Source organism: Heyndrickxia sp. NPDC080065 (assembly GCF_050281185.1).
Classification (GTDB): Bacteria; Bacillota; Bacilli; order Bacillales; family Bacillaceae_C; genus Heyndrickxia.
Window position 1 is genome coordinate 40,196 of sequence record NZ_JBNNWS010000022.1, and the last position, 19,812, is coordinate 60,007.

Sequence of the window (19,812 nt, forward strand, 5' to 3'; positions counted from 1 at the left end):
ATGAAAGAGAAAATAAAAACATGGGGAAAACTTATCCTTTTAGTTATTTTTCTTTTATTAACTTTTTCCTATGCGATGTTTCAGGGGGGATTTGTAAGCTGGTTTTTATTTTATAGCTTTATCCCGTTTGCCCTTTATGCTCTATGTGTTGCCTTATATCCATTAGGGGATATGAAGGTAGAGAGAGTGTTCAATCGAGACACTTATACTGCCGGAGAGCATCTTGAAATGACCATTACGATCGAAAGGAAATTTTCATTCCCACTCTTTTTTCTTATTATAAAAAACACCTCGAGCCTCTCAACTGAGAATGGGAAGCAAATCATATTTCCGGGTTTTAAAAAGCATATCCGCCTTGAATACAGTATGCCAAATGTACCAAGAGGAGAACACCATTTTGACAAGATTTATATCAAAATTGGCGATCCGATTGGCTTGTTTGAAAAGGAAAAGAGTTTTTCATTAGAAAAAACAATCCTAGTTTATCCTGCCTACACAGATATTATTTACCGTTCTATTGAAAGTCGATATGAACAAGGTGCGACCGCTTCTCAGATAAAAATTCAAAATGACACGACAATGGTGACCGGGATAAGGAATTATGAACCGGGTGACCGTTTCACATGGATCGATTGGAAAGCAACAGCAAGAATGAATGAAATGCAAACAAAAGAGTTCGAGGAACGTCAATCCAATGATTTAACTATTATCCTTGATCGGTCACCCTCTTCTTCATTTGAAGCAAGTGTGAAATTTGCTGCATCACTCATTCGAACAGTTATTCGTCACGGAGGACAAATCGGATTCTATTCCATCGGGGGAGATCAGTCCATTTTTCCTATTCGGGGAGGGGATGAATACCAGCAGCAACTATTTCACCATCTAGCCAAGGTGAAAGCAGATAGTCGGGTTTCCATGTCAACCATTTTAGATGGAGAAATAGCTTTTTATCAGCAAGCGGCATCCTTGATTATTATTACCTCTAATTTATCGAAGTCATTAATTCAAACACTGAGGAAACATGGAAGAAGAACGGGAACCGTGATCATTTTTGTAGTAAAAATAACTAATGAGGCTTTTCAGAATGAGGAGTATCATTTAAGCACAGAGGCTTCTAGGTACGGGCTATTTGTTCATTTCCTTCATGAAGAGGACTTTCGCTCGGCTTTAACGGGGGTGAAACATAGGTGAATACTATAGAAAATAATAAAAGCTTGTTAACATTTGTGCTGTATTTCTTTAGCTTTCTCCTTGTTCTGGAATGGATCTATCCTTTAAAGGTAGTAGCTAATACCGGAAATACGTACCTGTTTGTAATATTCATTGCCCTTTCATTTACATTGTATTTATTAAATGCATCATTTCTTGTTACATTTGTGATAAAAACGTTTTATATCTTGTTTTCACTTCATCATACCTTTTTTAAAGTGCCTTTATTGGGACTAGAATGGATTAGTATTCTTTTAAAAGATATCTTTAAAAATATTAATCTCTTATTTGAAAGAGACTGGAACCATTTAACCAATGAGTTTCGTACCTTGCTGTTTTTTATTTTACTTTGGCTGATTACTTATTTATTAAAGTACTGGCTATTAGTAAGGAGAAACATTTTTCTGTTTTTTGTAATGACGATTGTGTACATTACGGTTCTTGATACATTTACAACATACAATAGTAAAATGGCTATTTTACGAACTATTATCATTGGTTTTGTTTTACTTGGAATGTTATTCTTTCAACGGTTTGTTAATCGAGAAAATCTAAAAACATCAAGTAAGATGTTGGGAAAATGGATGATCCCGTTATCGGTGATGATTGCATGTAGTACCATTTTTGCGCTTATAGCGCCAAAGGCATCACCGATTTGGCCGGATCCTGTTCCATTTTTTAAATCTTACGCAGGAAATGATCCTCAAAAAGGAAAAGGAAAAGGTATAAGTAAAGTCGGATATCGACTAGATGATTCTCAACTCGGTGGTCCATTTATTGGTGATAATACAACTGTATTTACAGCAATTTCCGAATCTCGTCAATATTGGAGGATGGAGACAAAGGACATATATACAGGGAAAGGATGGGAGTCATCAGTACCTGCAGTTAGAACGTACCCAGCCATGGAGAAAATTTCAATTTCCATAAATGAAGCTATAGAACACAATGAAAAAACCTCCAAAATTGCTGATATTACTATGGCAGAGCCTAATTCAAATCTAGTTTATACTTATGGATTTACAAATATTATTAGCCCTGAAATTGATGACCGATTTTTTGTTAAATTAGGAACAGAAAAAATAACGGCATTTCAAAATGAAGATCCCATTAATGTTAAAGAATTTGAAGTTGTTTACCAAATTCAGAGATACAGTATGAAAAAAATGAGTGAAATCACTGGGGAGAATGTTCAAATAGACTCTCGGTATACACAATTGCCGGAAAGCTTACCAAAACGTGTGAAGGACCTTGCAAAGGATATAACAAAAGGAAAAACGAATTGGTACGAGAAGACAAAGGCGATAGAAGCTTATCTTCAATCTGGTAAATATACCTATGATCAAAAGAATGTTGCGATTCCGAAAGAAAAACAGGATTATGTTGATCAGTTTCTTTTTGAAACATTAAGAGGCTACTGTGATAATTTTTCAACTTCAATGGTCACAATGCTGCGCTCAATCGACATTCCTGCGAGATGGGTAAAGGGATATTCATCAGGAGACTATCAAGGATCTGAAGGTGTTTCTAAGAATATCTATAAAGTGACCAATAACAATGCTCATTCCTGGGTAGAAGTCTTTTTCCCTAATGTTGGCTGGGTACCATTTGAACCTACGATGGGTTTTCGAAATAACGCTATTTTTAATAATGATTTAGTTAGTTCAAACACACAGGCCGGATCTACTGATCAAAAAAATGAAAAGGACACTGGGAAAAAGCCGAAAAAAGATTCAGCTTTGGATGAAGAAGCGAACAGTTCAGATGGATTTGCTTTTAGTAAGTTATGGGAGAAAATCACGAACTATATCCAAACTCATTGGCTGTTTTCTGTTTTCATTATATTAATGATTGGATTAGTTTCGTATTTTATCTATTTAAAACGCAATAAATGGTTACCTTCCGTACTTATTTGGAAGTATCGGATGAAAAAGGATCCAGAAACCTTTTCCAAAGCCTATATGTCACTTGTAAAACAGTTAGGCAGATATGGATTGAAAAAAGAAAATGGTCAAACATTGAGAGAATATGCAAAATATGTGGATAATTTCTTCGGAACCCAAACGATGCGTTCCTTAACAGAGCTATACGAAAGAAGTATTTATCGCGGTCAAAATACAGAAATTGATTGGGAGGAGAACCGTGAATTGTGGGAAAATTTAATTAAAAAAACAACGGGTTGACCGCATGTTTAAACAAGTATAAAATGATGACAAATTAAAAAAATAGTGCTTCATATAATTTTGGTAATAAGGTCCAGAAGTCTCTACTAAATCACCTTAAATGATTTAACTATGAAGGCAGTAAGATTCTATCGTTTTTGTCATCATTATGTTTTGTAATGGTGTTATTGGCTATGCTTCAAAACTAGAATTCTGCCTTCTTTTTATTTAGAGGTGGAATTCTAGTTTTTTTCATTGGCTTTGTTAAACAATACTGTTGTTCTGTAGGGTATGCGTGAAGCGATTTCTATACGGAGTATAACTAGCTGAACGCATACCCTACAGGCAATTTTATCAATAATAATCATTAACAAAGCCTTTTAATTAGATGATGAAATAGTTTTCATTAATGTAGGGAAAAATAAATTATATGGATTTGCTCGAAGGATCTTTTGGTTGTAAAAAGTATTAATTTATATAGGGGGAAAGGATATGGCTGAATTAACACAAGAAATGATTGTTGTACTTGATTTTGGTAGTCAATATAATCAATTAATTACGAGAAGAATCCGTGAATTTGGTGTGTATAGTGAATTACACCCACATACTATTACTGCAGAGGAAATTAAAAAAATGAATCCGAAGGGAATTATTTTCTCGGGTGGTCCCAACAGTGTCTATGATGAAAACGCATTTCACTGTGATCATGCAATTTTTGATTTAGGTATACCAGTATTTGGTATTTGCTATGGTATGCAGTTAATGACGAAGCATTATGGTGGGAAAGTTGAGCCTGCACAGCATCGTGAATACGGGAAAGCGAAGATTACGATTCAAAATGAGTCTAAGCTTTTTGGAAATCTTCCTAAAGAGCAAATCGTTTGGATGAGCCACGGAGATTTAGTGACAGAAACACCTGAAGGTTTTGCTATTGATGCAGTAAGCGCATCATGTCCAATCTCATCTATGAGCGATCAGGCTCGTCAACTATATGCCGTACAGTTCCATCCTGAGGTTCAACATTCTGAATATGGGAATGCCATTTTAAAGAACTTTGTATTTGATGTTTGCGGCTGTGAATCAAACTGGTCCATGGAAAACTTTATTGAAATGGAAATGGAAAAAATTCGTCAAACAGTTGGCGATAAAAAAGTTTTATGTGCACTTAGCGGCGGGGTAGATTCATCAGTTGTAGCTGTCCTTATCCATAAAGCAATTGGAGACCAACTAACATGTATATTTGTTGATCACGGCTTACTTCGTAAAGGTGAAGCTGAAGGGGTTATGAAAACTTTTTCCGATGGCTTCAATATGAACGTTATTAAAGTTGATGCAAAAGATCGCTTTATGAGCAAGCTAGAAGGTGTATCAGATCCAGAGAAAAAACGTAAAATCATCGGAAATGAATTTATCTATGTATTTGATGATGAAGCTACAAAACTTGAAGGTATTGAGTTTTTAGCACAAGGAACATTGTATACAGATATTATCGAAAGCGGAACTGCTACTGCTCAAACAATTAAATCACACCACAATGTTGGCGGACTTCCTGAGGACATGCAGTTTACCTTGATTGAGCCATTAAACACATTGTTTAAAGATGAGGTTCGTGCGTTAGGAACAGAATTAGGAATTCCGGATGAAATTGTATGGAGACAGCCTTTCCCAGGTCCTGGTTTAGGTATTCGTGTTCTCGGTGCAATTTCAGAAGATAAATTAGAAATTGTTCGTGAATCAGATTATATTTTACGTGAAGAGATTAAAAATGCAGGTCTTGATCGTGAAATTTGGCAATACTTCACTGTACTCCCTGATATCCGAAGTGTAGGGGTTATGGGAGATGCAAGAACATATGACTATACAATCGGGATCCGTGCAGTAACGTCTATTGATGGAATGACATCAGATTGGGCGCGAATTCCATGGGATGTACTTGAACTCATCTCAACAAGAATTGTAAATGAAGTGAAACATGTAAATCGCGTCGTTTATGATATTACAAGTAAGCCGCCTGCAACAATTGAGTGGGAATAAGCTAGTTGTTAATAGTTAAAATGCGAACATTAATAAGAAATAATTATATAATATTCGCATTTTTCTGTTGACTAGTCCAAAATAACTATATAAAATATAAATATGAATTGAATAGAAACATCGTATAATTTCGGGGATATGGCCTGATAAGTTTCTACCAAGCTGCCGTAAATAGCTTGACTACGAGGTAATGGATTTTTGGGGGAGAAGTGTCTGTTTCTCTCGAAATGAGTTTTCATTCCTTTAAGTCAACGCTCCGAACAATATTGTTCGGAGCTTTTTTATTCCGATAAAGAAAAGGGGAGAGGGAAGGTTTGAAAAAATATTTTCAGTTTGATGAATTAGGTACGAATTATCGACGTGAGATCATTGGTGGAATTACAACATTTTTATCAATGGCATATATTCTAGTGTTAAATCCACTTACATTATCTCTATCATCCGTTAAAGATTTTCCTGATGCTTTGCGAATGGATGCAGGAGCTGTGTTTGTGGCAACCGCACTTGCTGCAGCTATTGGTACGCTGATTATGGCATTTTTGGCCAAGTATCCAATTGCTCTCGCGCCTGGGGTAGGATTGAATGCGTTTTTTGCCTATACTGTTATTTTGGGACTTGGTATGCCATGGCAACAAGCGTTAACTGGAGTATTATTTTCAGGAATTATTTTTGTTATTTTAACTTTATTTGGTTTTCGTGAAAAAATTATTAATGCGATTCCAGTTGAATTAAAATTAGCAGTCGGTGCAGGTATTGGTTTATTTATTGCCTTTATTGGGTTGCGAAATGCCGGAATCATCGTAAAAAATGATGCAACATTAGTAGGTTTAGGCAACTTAACTGATGGTTCTACTTTACTTGCTATCTTTGGGATTGTAATCACAATTATTTTAATGACAAGAGGTTGGAACGGTGCCATTTTTATTGGTATGTTATTAACTGCAATTGTTGGAATGATCTTTGGTTTAATTGATGTTCCTCATAAGATTGTAGGTTCGATACCAAGCATAGCTCCTACTTTTGGAGCACCATTTGAAACATTATTCCATCACACAAGCGATTTATTTACATTAAATATGCTTGTCGTTGTTTTAACTTTCCTATTTGTTGACTTTTTCGATACAGCAGGAACATTAGTAGCAGTTGCCAATCAAGCAGGACTCATCAAAAATAATAAGCTCCCAAGAGCTGGAAGGGCTTTATTTGCGGATTCTTCAGCAACGGTAATTGGCTCTATATTAGGAACATCAACAACAACTGCGTATATTGAATCAACTGCAGGTGTAGCGGCCGGTGCAAGAACAGGTTTTGCAAGTGTAGTAACAGCTATTTTATTCTTACTTTCCTTATTTTTCTTTCCTGTTTTAGGGGTTATCACTGCTCCTGTAACCGCACCAGCTTTAATTGTTGTTGGGGTATTGATGGTATCGTCTCTTAATGAAATTGACTGGAAAAAATTTGAGATCGCCGTGCCAGCTTTTCTGACAATTATTATGATGCCTTTAACATATTCCATTGCGACAGGTATTGGATTAGGGTTTATCTTTTACCCAATAACAATGGTTGTTAAAGGAAGATGGAAAGAAGTACACCCAGTCATGTATTTTTTCTTTGTTATTTTTATCTTGTACTTTATTTTTATTTTGTAATATTGCTTTTTTTGAAAGGAGCCTCGTTTCGAGGTTCTTTTTTATTGTTTAGTGAAACTATAAAATTCTAGACGTGTGGATAACTGTTCGAGAATAGTATTCTCTATCAAACTACATAAAGATGATTCTAAATTTATTGAATATTTTTTTAAAAAAACTCTTGAAATTTATTTTAATAATATGTTACATTCTTTTCAAGAAACCGCTTTCTTTTTTTTATTTATTCAAGAAACCGGTTTCATAAATTTAAGGGGAAAGAAAAATATGAAAGCAACTATTATGGATGTAGCTAATCATGCGGGTGTATCTAAAGCAACAGTATCCCGAGTTATAAATAATAATCCTAAAGTTAAAGACCATATTAGGCAGCTCGTCCTTAAGTCCATTGAAGAATTGGGGTATCATCCCAATGCAATCGCTAGAAATTTGGCAAATAGTACCTCGAATGTGATTGGTTTGATTTTACCTGATATTACGAATCCATACTTTCCAATCATAGCAAGAGGAATTGAGGATGCAGCACATCGTCAGGGATTTTCACTGTTTATTAGTAATACTGACAACAGTCCTAGTACCGAGCAAGAATATATTAAGAAAATGATAAGTCAGCAAGTTGGCGGGATTATTCTAATATCTTCCATATTGGATGAGTATAAAGTAAACGAATTGACTGAATTAAAAATTCCTTTTGTTTTGTGCGATAGATTCATAACAAATACACCATTTGATACTGTATCGATTGACCATTACAAGGCTTCCTACGAAGCAGTTATTCACCTTATCCAAAAAGGGCATCAAAATATATGTCATTTATCAGGACCTAGCCTTGTTCAATCAGCAGAAATGCGAAACCAAGCGTACTGCGATGCCATGCATGAACACAATCTTGAACCAAACATTCGGATTGGGAACTTTAGTTATGAGTCTGGTTATCAGCTTATGAAATCTATTTTAGACGAATCAACCCCTACTGCAGTATTTGCGGCAAACGATTTAATTGCATTGGGCGCTATGAATGCTATTCAAGAAAATCGACTAAGGATTCCTCAGGATGTTTCTGTCATTGGCTTTGATGATATTTTATTCGCACAAATGAGTAATCCAAAGTTAAGTACCATTTCAGTTCCAGCCTATCAAATTGGAGTGACAGCTGTTGATATGCTCGTTGAACGAATAAAGGGGGTGAGGTCCACAGCCAAGAACCAGGTGCTGGAGCATAAGTTCATCCAAAGAGAATCATGATCAGGGGGACCAAAAGTAAAATGAGTTCAGACATAGTTGTAGTAGGCAGTTTAAACATAGACATGGTAGTTAAAATTAATCGAAAACCTGAGTGGGGAGAAACTATCCTTGGTAGTGATTTGTTTATGAGTCCGGGAGGGAAAGGTGGAAACCAGGCTTATGCCGCAGGTAAACTTGACGCATCAGTAGCAATGATTGGTCGAGTTGGAAACGATGTATTTGCCAATCAACTATTACAAAATATGCAGAAAGTCGGAGTAGATACATCTTATATTGGTAGAGTTGAGAATGTGTCTACAGGAGTTGCATTTATTAATATTAGCGAAAATGGTGATAATAGTATTATTGTCGCTCCTGGGGCTAATAATCTAGTAACTCCTGAGTATGTAAGAGAACATGAACATGTAATCGCTCAAGCAAAGCTTGTAATGGTTCAACTAGAAATACCATTAGAATCAGTAATAGAGACAGCTAAAATAGCAAAAAAATATGATGTTCCATTCATGCTTGATCCAGCACCGGCTAGAGTTTTGCCAGACGAGTTATACGAAATGGTGCATTATATCGTACCAAACGAAAAGGAAATATCCGAGATTACTAATATTGAAGTTTCTGATATTCGTTCGGCAAGAATGGCCAGTGTGGAGCTCTTGAGAAAAGGAGTCAACACTGTATTTTCTAAGCTTGGCGGTCAAGGTGTTGTGGTCACAAATTCAAATAGAACATTTTCAATTGACGGGTATGACGTGCAGGTTGTGGACACAACCGCAGCAGGAGACGCATTTGCTGGTGCATTAGCAACAGCACTGGTAAGGGGTAATGACACTTGGTCAGCAACTCAATTTGCTAATGCAGTAGGAGCGCTTACGGTTACCCGTTCAGGAGCTCAAGCCTCCATGCCTGATTTAATTGAAACACAACAATTTATTAAACATTCTACACAGCAATAGTAATGAAACTATAATATTCAAAGGAGCCAACAAAAATGAAAAAAAAATCAAACGTTAAATTGTTGACTATCATTTTAGCAAGTTTGATGATGATTCTTGCTGCATGCGGTGGCAACAAATCTTCCGAGGGTAATAAAAAGAACAAAGCAAATTCAGATGAAAAGCTTTCTGTTGGTTATTATGTAAACGCTACCTTAGGTGATAAATCATTCTTTGATTCAGTTAAACGTGGAGTAGACAAAGCGGGAAAAGAACTAGGATATGAAGTAAAAACAATTGAAGGCGGTACGAATCAAGGAGACTGGTCTGCAGGAATTGAGTCTATGGTTTCAAGCAAAAAATATGATGTCATTTTAGTTGGTACAAGCCAAACAGTAGAAATAGTCTCTGAATTAGCACAAAAATACCCAGATCAAAAGTTTATCTTTTTTGATGATGTAGTGGCAGATCAGCCAAACGTCTATTCTATGACCTATTCTCAAAGTGAAGGTTCATTTTTAGCAGGAGCATTTGCTGCCCTAGCAACAACAAGTCCGGAACTTAAAGGAGCAAATCCTGAAAAGGTAATAGGATTTGTCGGAGGTATGGATATTCCAATTATTAATGACTTTAAATCAGGTTATGAGCAAGGAGCTAAATATATCGATCCGGATGTAAAGGTTGTTGCGTCATTTATTGGTAACTTTGCTGATGCCCCAAAAGCAAAAGAATTAACATTAGCTCAAATCAATTCGCAAAAAGCTGATATCGTTTACCAAGTTGCAGCTGCAGCTGGTCTTGGAGTATTAGAAGCAGCAAATGAGAAAGGTGTTTATTCCATTGGAGTAGACAGCAACCAAAATTCTCTATACCCAGGAAGTGTGTTAACTTCTATGATGAAAAACCTTGATACTTCCACATTCCGTGCATTGAAATTATTCAAGGAAGAGAAACTGCCATTTGGAACTCATGAAGAACTAGGGGTTAAAGAAGAAGGGGTCGGTCTTGCCCAGGATAACCTTTACACCGAGCATGTTCCTCAAGCTATACGTGATAAAATGACCGAAGTACAACAGAAGTTAAGCAATGGCGAAATTAGTGTAAAATCAACCCTAAAATAAATAAAAAACATGAGACAGATGGGGTTGAACTTAGCCGCCCCGTCGCTTTCCAAATTGGGGGTGCAGGAAAAAATGACTGTATTATTACAAATGAAAGATATCCATAAAACATATCCCAATGGAACGGTAGCAAACCGCGGAGTAAACTTAGAAATTCACCAAGGTGAAATACATGCATTGGTCGGTGAAAACGGTGCCGGTAAATCCACACTTATGAAAATCCTCTTTGGGCTTGAAGCTCCGACGAGAGGTGAAATAATTTATAAAGGGGAACCCGTCAGCTTTCAGGGCCCTCGCGATGCAATCCGCCAAGGTTTGGGGATGGTACACCAGCATTTCATGCTAGCTCCTTCGCTTACCGTTTCTGAGAACATTGTACTTGGTGATGAGCCAAGAAAGGGACTCTTTAACATGTTCCGAGACCGTAGCAAGGAATTAGTGGATATTAATGAGTTAATCAATAATTTTGGTTTGAAATTGAATCCAGAGGTTCCGGTTGAGTCTATTTCAGTTGGGCAGAAACAGCGTGTAGAAATCTTAAAAGTATTATATCGTGGAGCAAAGCTCATCATTTTGGACGAGCCTACAGCAGTATTAACACCACAAGAAACAGATGAATTATTTGATTCATTGAAATCTCTCGTAAGACAGAATTATACAATTATTTTTATCACACACAAATTACGTGAAATTATGGAAATTTCTGATAGGGTGACTGTGTTAAAAGCAGGAAAAACAATTAAAACACTTATCACTATGGAAACAAACCAAGAAGAAATTTCTCGTCTAATGGTTGGGCGTGATGTGTTATTTAGAGTGGAAAAGAAAGAAAAAACGCCTGAAGATACTGTTCTGGAATTAAAAGATGTCACGGTTACTGATGAAAAAGGATTGCAAGTACTCAAAGAGGTATCAATGGGGATAAGAGGCGGAGAAATATTTGGCATTGCGGGTGTCGAAGGTAATGGACAGCGAGAATTGGTAGAAGTCATTACGGGTCTTTGCCAAGCAACTAGTGGGGAGGTTATCTATTTAAAGGAAAATATTCTTGGTAAAAGCATTAGCGAAATTCGAAACTTAAAAATTGGACATATTCCAGAGGACCGTCAAACAACGGGCGCTTGTTTAACCTCAACTATTGAGGAAAATTTAATTTTAGATGTATATCATAACCCTGAATTCAGAATTGGTCCTTTCCTAAACAGAAAAAAACTAAAGAATTTTGTTAAAGAGTATATGAAGAAGTACGATGTTCGTGCTGATAGTGAAGAAGTCCTAGCAGGTTCTCTTTCAGGTGGTAATTTGCAAAAAGTAGTTATTGCGCGTGAAATGGCTAAAAATCCAAAGCTTCTCATTGCTTCCCAGCCAACACGGGGCGTTGATATTGGTGCAATTGAATTCATCCATCAAGAAATTGTCAAAAAGCGGGATGAAGGTGCTGCTGTATTGCTAGTTTCTGCCGAATTGTCAGAGATCATGAGTTTAAGTGACCGAATCGGAGTCCTATATAATGGGGATCTAGTTGCGGTACTCGAGAATACGAAAGAACTAACTGAACAGGAAATTGGTTATTACATGCTAGGCATCAAGAAATCGGAAAAAGGAGTTGCGGTACGATGAATAATAAACGGTTCTTGTACCTGGATTTAATCGGCATTCTCGGTGCAGTTTTCCTTGCTATTATATGCGGATTTATCATTATTTTCTTTGTTAGTGATGATCCGATGAATGCCATTTCAGCCTTTTTATTAGGACCTATATCTAATCCATTTAATATAAGTACAATTATCAACAAAGCCACGCCTCTTATCTTTACAGGATTAGCGCTAGCTGTCGTATTTCAAACGAATGTATTTAGTATGGGGGCTGAAGGACAATTGTATGTAGGTGGATTTGTAGGTGCTTTAGCAGCAACTTATATTCAAGGTCTTTCACCATTGATTCATATCCCGATTATTTTCCTTTGCGCCGTTGCGGGCGGGGCTATGTTCGGGTTTATCCCGGGTTATTTAAAAGCCAAATGGAATGCAAACGAGGTTGTTACGACCTTAATGCTAAACTATGTAGCCATTATTATGACATCCTATCTCATAAATAATGTATTTAAGGATCCAAAAAGTGGCGGATTTGCTAGGATGCAATATTTCAGTAAGGATATTCTGTTAGGGAAACTTTCAGACTCTTTTCCAGTTCATTACGGTATTTTTCTTGCGATTATAACTGTAATCTTTATTTACTTCTTGCTCTATAAGACTAGACTTGGCTATGAATTACGACTTGTGGGGAAAAATAACGAGTTTGCACGTTATGGTGGTATTAAAACGACTCGAATTATTGTATACAGTGTCATGATTAGTGGTGCCCTTGCAGGTTTAGGTGGAATTGTTGAGTTACTGGGAATTCATGGCGCCTATAAGGACAACTTTTCCGTGAACTTAGGGTTTGATGGAATTATTATCGCGTTATTAGCGCGTAATAATCCCCTTGCCGTCCTGCTTTCCGCATTGTTCTATGCGTATTTGCAAGTAGGTGGGCAAGTTATGCAAGCTGAAAGTGATGTTTCACGGGAACTAGCCGTTATTATTCAAGTGTTGTTAGTTATCTTTGTATCTGCTCAAGCTGTATTCAATTATTTAAAACAGCGAGCCATTTTGAAAAGCGGAAAAATAAACGTGAAAGAAAAGGCGGTGAAAACAGATGTGGTCTAGTCTTTGGGATCAAATAATCAATTTAACGATTTTCGCCATTCTGCTTCGGTCAACGACCCCCATTTTGCTTGCGGCACTTGGAGGTTTGATTTCGGATGTAACCGGCGTAGTGAATATTGGTCTGGAAGGACTGATGCTCATATCAGCTTTCACTTCAATCGCTGTCGGTTCCGTTACTGGTTATTGGGCCCTTGGAGTTGTTTCGGGCATTATCATCTCTGTCCTTCTCTCGTATGCTATGGGCTTTATTCATCTAAAAATGAAAGTTGATATTATTATTACTGGGTTTGTGATCAATATTTTTGGATCCGGAGTGACAATATTCTTAATGAGCAAATTTTTTAACGTGACTGGTAGTTACAACCCAGGGAATTTAGAAAAAATCCCAACCGTTACTATCCCGTTTATCGAAGGTGTACCGGTCCTTGGTAAACTGTTAAACGGCCATAACCTGATTGTGTGGGTAGCACTGCTGTCTGTTGTGTTGTGCTTTATCATGTTATATCGTACTCCATATGGTATCCATTTGCGGGCAATCGGAGAATCCCCGCAAGCTGCCAACTCACTTGGTATTCCGGTTCGCCGCCTTCAATACTCTGCTCTGGCATGGAGCGGTGTGTTTGTTGGCATGGCAGGTGCCTTTATGTCGATGGGGATGACAAGTATGTTTGTTAAAGACATGACTGCGGGTACCGGATTTTTAGCCTTGGCTGTTGTTCTGCTTGGTAATCGTAATCCTATTGGCATATTAATAGGTTCATTAATTTTCGGATTTGCGAAATCAATTGAAACGATTTTGCAAACGGTTCCTAACAGTCCCATTCATAGCCAGTTCGTTCAAGTAATTCCATATGTTGTAACCATTTTGGCGCTAGTTCTATATGCAATACGGAAGCAAAGAAGACAGGGAGGTTCTTTAAAAGCAGCATCTACAAAGTAAGATGAAAAGTGTAAGGCATCCGTTTAGCAGACATTTTCAAAATTGATATGTATAAATTTCGATTATAAAAAAAGGATGGTACCATTTTATGCTAGAAAATAAGAAACGAAAAATTATTCTTGATTGTGATCCAGGACATGACGATGCGATTGCGATATTACTTGCAGCTGGAAATCCAAACATTGAATTAGTTGGTATTACGACTGTTGCGGGGAACGCTGAGATTGAAAAAACAACAAATAATGCGCTGAAGGTTTGTGAAATTGCTAGTATTTATGATATTCCAGTTTTAAAAGGAAGTGGTCAGCCACTTGTTAGAAAACGAGAAACAGCTCCAGATATTCACGGTGATTCCGGAATGGATGGCCCAGTACTGCCGGAACCAAGTAAAACAAGCGAAGAGGAACATGCGGTTGACTTTATTATTCGAAAATTGCTGGAATCAGATGGGGATATTACTCTTGTTCCAACTGGGCCGCTAACGAATATTGCGATGGCAATGAGACGCGAACCTGCAATTTTAGCTAAAATACAAGAAGTGGTTATCATGGGCGGAGGTACTTTTGGGAACTGGACACCTGCTGCCGAATTCAATATTTTTGTTGATGCGGAGGCTGCTAAGGTTGTCTTTGAAAGCGGTGTACCTATTACCATGATGGGACTAGATCTTACTCATCAAGCTTTAGCGACTGAAGAGGTTTGTGAACGGATTGCTGCGATCGATAACCCCGCTGCAAAATTTGTCAGCGACTTACTAGTGTTTTTCCGTAAAACATATTTAGAGGTGTTCGGATTTGAACATCCACCTGTACATGACGTATGTTGTGTTGCATATTGTATAGATCCTTCTGTTGTTGAAGCGAAAAAATTACGGGTTGATGTAGAGACAAAAGGAGAACTTACTTACGGTATGACATTGGTAGATGTACATGGTGTAACTGGGCTTGAACCGAATGTAAATGTTGCTATGAAGCTAGATCATACTAAATTTTGGGATATGGTAGTTGAGGCACTTAAAAGTTATACAAAAGTTTATTCTGAAAGATAATTTTTACTGATAAATGGGGTGAAGAAAATTTGAAGCCGGTTATATTTGATGTTGATACGGGGATAGATGATGCCTTGGCAATGGCTTACGCATTAAATTCCCCAGAACTAGAGGTGCTTGGGTTTACCACATGTTATGGTAACGTATCAGTAGCAGAAGCGACCCGTAATACGCTGGCGGTTTTGGAGAAAATAGGGAAGCATATTCCTGTATATGAAGGAGCCGATCAAACTTTTGTACGCGGGGAGAAAGAAGGCTGGGCAAAGCATGTTCATGGAGAAGACGGTTTAGGAAATGCCCTGAAGAATGCCCCAATTATACAAGCAGAAAGCAAATTTGCATCGGATTTTATCATTGAACAGGTAAAAAAGCGTCCAAATGAAGTAACGATTATTGCAGTTGGCCCGCTGACTAATCTAGCCATGGCTATAAATAAAGCACCGGAAATAATCCCAATCGTTAAAGATGTTGTTGTTATGGGTGGTGCTGTAAAGGTACCAGGGAATGTGACTCCGTATGGTGAAGCAAACATCGTGGCTGACCCCGAAGCAGCTGAATATGTTTTCTCTTCAGGTTTTCCGGTAACCTTAGTGGGACTTGATGTGACAATGCAAACAACATTGCCAAAATCGAAGCTTAATGAATGGCGAGCTACTGGACAGGAAATGGCTCATTTTTTTGCAGACATGACTGAGTTCTATATCAAATTTTATGAATCTTTTGCCCCAGATATTGGCGGTTGTGCGCTTCATGACCCACTCGCAGTTGGTGTTGTTATCGATTCGAGTTTTGTTAAGACGGAAATGATGAATATTAAGGTTGTCACAGAAGGGGAAGAAGTAGGAAGAACAATAGGCCACTTTGAAGGTGAGCCAAAGATTCGCATTTGTACGGGGGTAGAAGCGGAACGATTTTTAGAACATTTTCTAAGTAGAGTAATATGAATAATTAATTAAAAGTCTGCCCTTAATTTTTGATGGCAGACTTTTTTCTTTGAAGCTAAATATTTGGTATATTCCTGGCTTTATGATGATGGTAAATATTAATCATTGTTACGTTAATAAAAAACTCTTGAAAAAATGAGAGAATGTCTGAGGCAAATTAAGGCTTTTCGCGCATTTCGATATAAATTGATATCTTCCTACTTTTTCGGTAAACTATTTTCATAATGACGAAATTTGTCGATAATAGGAGAGTATTATGGAAGCGTTTGAAGTTTTAAAAGTTCTTAATAATAATGTATTAATTGCTTCTAGTCCAAAATTTAATGAAGTGGTCCTTATTGGGAAAGGGATTGGCTTTAACCGGAAAAAAGGTCATTCCATATCAAATAAAGAGGCCGAAAAACTTTATGTATTAAAAGGAGAAGTGGAGCAGGAACAGTATAAAAAACTTCTTCCGTATATAGATGAAGCTACTTTATCAGTCATAATCTCTGCTATAGACTTAATACGTAGACGAACAGAGGCCTTTTTGGGTGAGCATATTCATGTTGCTTTAACTGATCACATATTATTTGCGATTAATCGTTTGATGAAAGGGCTTGAGATTAAAAATCCATTCATTACTGAAACGAAGGTATTGTATCCATTTGAGTATGGTATTGCTCAAGAAGTTGTCGAGTTAATTAATGATACGACAAATATTCAGCTTCCAGAAGGCGAAATTGGATTTATTGCATTGCACATACACAGTGCTGTAACTAATAAAGATTTATCTGAAATCAATCAATATTCGGGTTTGATAGCCAAGTTAATTGATACAATAGAGGATCAATTTGGAATCAAGATAAATAAAGATGAAATTAATTATATGCGGCTAGTAAGGCATTTGCGCTACACCATTGAACGTGTATTAAATGGGGAAAAAGTCAAAGAACCTGAAAAAATTTCATCCTTCTTGAAACACGAATATCCTCTATGTTACAATTTAGCGTGGAAACTAATTAAGATAATGCAACAAACATTGAAAAAACCTGTATTTGATGCTGAAGCCGTGTATTTAACGATGCACTTACAGCGTATTCAAAATAAAATAAAGTAATTATCTGTTTAGCTGTAGCAGCTGTCCATTATGAGATCAAAAGATAGATTTCATAAGTTGGAGAAGACTTGCTGCTGCTATTCTACGTGTTACTGATTCGATCAGGCATGAGTAATGAAGATAATGAAAAGAGTATTTATGGGGAACATATCCCTATATTCTTTTTTTATCTTATTACTCATGCCTTTTTTTTACTTTCGTTTGTTTTGTGCATTGTCATTGGTTAAAAATTTAAGGGAGGTATTCAAATGTTTAAGAAAATCTTTGGTGTTTTACAAAAAGTTGGTAAAGCACTAATGCTACCAGTAGCCATTCTACCTGCTGCAGGTATTTTGTTGGCTGTTGGTACAGCGCTTACTAATCCAACGCTGCTAAATGTGGCTCCGTTTTTAGATGCAGCTTGGGTTAAGCACATAGCAGATGTTATGGCACAGGCTGGAGGAATTATTTTTAGTAACTTACCGCTGCTATTTGCTGTTGGGGTAGCGATTGGTTTAGCAGGTGGTGAAGGTGTTGCAGGGTTGGCAGCTATTGTCGGTTACTTAATTATGAACGTAACCATGGGTGTAGCAAAAGGGCTAACAATGGCGGATGTAATTGGTGAAAATGTAAATCCAGCGAACGCATTAGTGTTAGGAATACCAACATTACAAACGGGAGTATTCGGAGGTATTATAGTCGGTTTAATTGCTGCCTTTATGTACAATAAGTTTTTTGAAATTGAATTGCCATCATATTTAGGATTTTTTGCAGGTAAGCGTTTTGTTCCGATTGCAACTGCAGCATCTGCGGTTGTATTAGGATTATTAATGACGATTATTTGGCCTCCGGTTCAACACGGATTAAATTCTTTTTCACAATATATGTTAGGTTCTCAACAAACATTGGCAGCTTTTGTATTTGGAGTTATTGAGCGATCATTAATTCCGTTTGGACTGCATCATATTTTCTATGCACCATTTTGGTTTGAGTTTGGTTCTTATAAAACGCTAGCAGGCCAAGTAGTTCATGGAGATCAAACCATTTTTATGAAACAAATTCAGGATGGAGTTCAAAACTTAACTGCAGGTACTTTCCAAGTTGGTAAATATCCATTCATGATGTTCGGTCTTCCGGCTGCGGCATTAGCGATCTACCATGAAGCAAGACCAGAACGGAAAAAATTTGTTGCTGGGATCATGGGTTCCGCAGCATTAACTTCTTTTTTAACTGGTATTACTGAACCACTTGAATTCTCATTTTTATTTGTGGCACCAGTATTATTTGGTATCCATGCTATATTTGCAGGGTTATCTTTCATGGTTATGCATTTATTAAATGTAAAAATCGGGATGACCTTCTCTGGTGGTTTAATTGATTTTGTCTTATTTGGTGTATTAAATAAACAAACCCATTGGTGGTGGGTCATTCCTGTTGGTTTAGTATTTGCGGTAATTTATTACTTTGGTTTCCGTTTTGCTATCCGTAAATTTAATTTAAAAACACCTGGACGAGAAGATGCGGAAGCTGAAACTGAAGAAACGAGCGGTGAACCAACTTCAGATTTGCCTTTTGATATTTTAGAAGCAATGGGTGGAAAAGAAAACATTTCTAATTTAGATGCATGTATTACTCGTCTTCGTGTTCAAGTAAATGAAGTACAAAATGTTGATAAAAATCGTTTGAAAAAATTAGGCGCTGCCGGTGTTCTTGAAGTAGGAAACAACATTCAAGCTATATTTGGTCCGAAATCAGATACTTTGAAATCTCAAATGAAGGACATTATGTCTGGAAAAAGACCACAAAAGGCTGCGACTAATCCAGATAAGGAAGTACAACAACAAATAGAGGAAATACAACCAGAGGTACTTCAATCTGCAGTGGAAAATAAAAATGAAACATTTGTATCGCCTGCAAAAGGAGAATTGAAACCAATTACTGAAGTACCAGACCAAGTATTCTCAGGTAAAATGATGGGAGATGGTTTTGCAATTCTACCTATGGAAGGTACAATTTTATCACCTGTTAATGGAAAAATCGTTAACGTTTTCCCAACAAAACATGCGTTAGGAATTATGTCTGATGCAGGAAGAGAAATTTTAATTCATGTAGGAATTGATACAGTAAATTTAAAAGGTGAAGGCTTTGAGGCTCTAGTAACTGAAGGAGAGATTGTAGAAGCTGGACAGCCATTGTTGAAAGTAGATCTAGAGTTTATTAAAGAAAAAGTTCCTTCTATTATGACGCCAGTTGTATTCACTAATCTAAAAGAAGGAGAGCAAGTGGTGTTAGAAAAAGAAGGACTAGTTGAAATGAAAGAAAGTAATATTATTTCAATAAAATAGAGTTTTATAGCTAGGCCAATCTCTTTTATGGGATTGGCTTTTAATATTTAGAAGATGTATTTAAAATAGTAATTTTATATGGAATAAATCACCGTGTAGTTTTTGTTGACCAACTGTAAAATGGGTGCTATTATATAGTAACCGGCAAAGAGAAGCCGGACGAAAAAAAGTGTTGACAATAGTTTCATAGGATGATATATTATTATATGTCGCTTCTGAAATAAACGAAAAAGTTTTTAAAAAAGTTGTTGACATAAACTTTTGAAAATGATATACTTTAAAAGTTGTCTCTGATAAAGAGATGCAGTGATTGATCTTTGAAAACTGAACAAAACGAAACGTCAATTAATTAACTTTTTATGAGCTATATCAAACATCTTTTTGGAGAGTTTGATCCTGGCTC

General features: G+C 36.8%; 14 protein-coding genes and 2 riboswitches. All 14 genes read left to right on the forward strand.

The features are described from left to right. Positions 1-1,191, forward strand: a complete 1,191-nt coding sequence (locus tag ACQKP0_RS21865; protein WP_427407941.1) for a DUF58 domain-containing protein — start codon at positions 1-3, stop codon at positions 1,189-1,191. Then, positions 1,188-3,392, forward strand: a complete 2,205-nt coding sequence (locus ACQKP0_RS21870) for a transglutaminase TgpA family protein (RefSeq protein WP_427407942.1) — start codon at positions 1,188-1,190, stop codon at positions 3,390-3,392. Before ACQKP0_RS21865 ends, ACQKP0_RS21870 begins: the two co-directional genes overlap by 4 nt. Positions 3,393-3,422: 30 nt before the next feature. Then, positions 3,423-3,524, forward strand: a riboswitch (purine riboswitch). 339 nt (positions 3,525-3,863) lie between these two features. Next, positions 3,864-5,405, forward strand: a complete 1,542-nt coding sequence (guaA, locus tag ACQKP0_RS21875) for a glutamine-hydrolyzing GMP synthase (protein WP_427407943.1) — start codon at positions 3,864-3,866, stop codon at positions 5,403-5,405. Positions 5,406-5,505: 100 nt separating this feature from the next. Beyond that, a riboswitch (purine riboswitch) is annotated at positions 5,506-5,608 on the forward strand. Between the two features lie 111 nt (positions 5,609-5,719). Beyond that, the gene (locus ACQKP0_RS21880; RefSeq protein WP_427407944.1) at positions 5,720-7,054 is read left to right on the forward strand and encodes an NCS2 family permease; all 1,335 of its coding nucleotides are present in this window, start codon (positions 5,720-5,722) and stop codon (positions 7,052-7,054) included. A 264-nt stretch (positions 7,055-7,318) separates the two neighbouring features. Next, positions 7,319-8,296 (forward strand): LacI family DNA-binding transcriptional regulator, encoded by a 978-nt coding sequence (locus ACQKP0_RS21885; protein WP_427407945.1) that lies wholly within the window; start codon positions 7,319-7,321, stop codon positions 8,294-8,296. Between the two features lie 20 nt (positions 8,297-8,316). Then, positions 8,317-9,246 (forward strand): ribokinase, encoded by a 930-nt coding sequence (gene rbsK / locus ACQKP0_RS21890; protein ID WP_427407946.1) that lies wholly within the window; start codon positions 8,317-8,319, stop codon positions 9,244-9,246. A 35-nt stretch (positions 9,247-9,281) separates the two neighbouring features. After that, positions 9,282-10,346: a BMP family ABC transporter substrate-binding protein gene (locus ACQKP0_RS21895; RefSeq protein WP_427407947.1), complete on the forward strand. Its 1,065-nt coding sequence runs from the start codon at positions 9,282-9,284 to the stop codon at positions 10,344-10,346. 72 nt (positions 10,347-10,418) lie between these two features. Beyond that, the gene (locus ACQKP0_RS21900; RefSeq protein ID WP_427407948.1) at positions 10,419-11,966 is read left to right on the forward strand and encodes an ABC transporter ATP-binding protein; all 1,548 of its coding nucleotides are present in this window, start codon (positions 10,419-10,421) and stop codon (positions 11,964-11,966) included. Then, entirely contained in the window at positions 11,963-13,054 is a 1,092-nt protein-coding gene (locus ACQKP0_RS21905; protein WP_427407949.1) for an ABC transporter permease, read from the forward strand. The genes ACQKP0_RS21900 and ACQKP0_RS21905 overlap by 4 nt, the downstream gene beginning before the upstream one ends. Then, on the forward strand, positions 13,044-13,994 hold the full coding sequence (locus tag ACQKP0_RS21910; protein WP_427407950.1) for an ABC transporter permease: 951 nt from the start codon (positions 13,044-13,046) through the stop codon (positions 13,992-13,994). Before ACQKP0_RS21905 ends, ACQKP0_RS21910 begins: the two co-directional genes overlap by 11 nt. Positions 13,995-14,082: 88 nt before the next feature. Further along, positions 14,083-15,042, forward strand: coding sequence for a nucleoside hydrolase (locus ACQKP0_RS21915; protein WP_427407951.1), 960 nt, complete (start codon positions 14,083-14,085; stop codon positions 15,040-15,042). A gap of 29 nt (positions 15,043-15,071) precedes the next feature. Next, on the forward strand, positions 15,072-15,986 hold the full coding sequence (locus ACQKP0_RS21920) for a nucleoside hydrolase (protein WP_427407952.1): 915 nt from the start codon (positions 15,072-15,074) through the stop codon (positions 15,984-15,986). Positions 15,987-16,242: 256 nt separating this feature from the next. Continuing rightward, positions 16,243-17,085, forward strand: coding sequence for a glucose PTS transporter transcription antiterminator GlcT (glcT, locus tag ACQKP0_RS21925; protein ID WP_427407953.1), 843 nt, complete (start codon positions 16,243-16,245; stop codon positions 17,083-17,085). 248 nt (positions 17,086-17,333) lie between these two features. Beyond that, positions 17,334-19,409 (forward strand): glucose-specific PTS transporter subunit IIBC, encoded by a 2,076-nt coding sequence (ptsG, locus tag ACQKP0_RS21930; RefSeq protein ID WP_427407954.1) that lies wholly within the window; start codon positions 17,334-17,336, stop codon positions 19,407-19,409. Positions 19,410-19,812: the final 403 nt, after the last annotated feature.

Excerpts from the sequence above, each read along its gene's own strand:
- ACQKP0_RS21865 (WP_427407941.1), top strand. The coding sequence starts at position 1 with ATGAAAGAGAAAATAAAAACATGGGGAAAACTTATCCTTTTAGTTATT.
- guaA (WP_427407943.1), top strand. The coding sequence starts at position 3,864 with ATGGCTGAATTAACACAAGAAATGATTGTTGTACTTGATTTTGGTAGT.
- ACQKP0_RS21885 (WP_427407945.1), top strand. The coding sequence starts at position 7,319 with ATGAAAGCAACTATTATGGATGTAGCTAATCATGCGGGTGTATCTAAA.
- rbsK (WP_427407946.1), top strand. The coding sequence starts at position 8,317 with ATGAGTTCAGACATAGTTGTAGTAGGCAGTTTAAACATAGACATGGTA.
- ACQKP0_RS21895 (WP_427407947.1), top strand. The coding sequence starts at position 9,282 with ATGAAAAAAAAATCAAACGTTAAATTGTTGACTATCATTTTAGCAAGT.
- ACQKP0_RS21900 (WP_427407948.1), top strand. The coding sequence starts at position 10,419 with ATGACTGTATTATTACAAATGAAAGATATCCATAAAACATATCCCAAT.
- ACQKP0_RS21905 (WP_427407949.1), top strand. The coding sequence starts at position 11,963 with ATGAATAATAAACGGTTCTTGTACCTGGATTTAATCGGCATTCTCGGT.
- ACQKP0_RS21910 (WP_427407950.1), top strand. The coding sequence starts at position 13,044 with ATGTGGTCTAGTCTTTGGGATCAAATAATCAATTTAACGATTTTCGCC.
- ACQKP0_RS21915 (WP_427407951.1), top strand. The coding sequence starts at position 14,083 with ATGCTAGAAAATAAGAAACGAAAAATTATTCTTGATTGTGATCCAGGA.
- glcT (WP_427407953.1), top strand. The coding sequence starts at position 16,243 with ATGGAAGCGTTTGAAGTTTTAAAAGTTCTTAATAATAATGTATTAATT.
- ptsG (WP_427407954.1), top strand. The coding sequence starts at position 17,334 with ATGTTTAAGAAAATCTTTGGTGTTTTACAAAAAGTTGGTAAAGCACTA.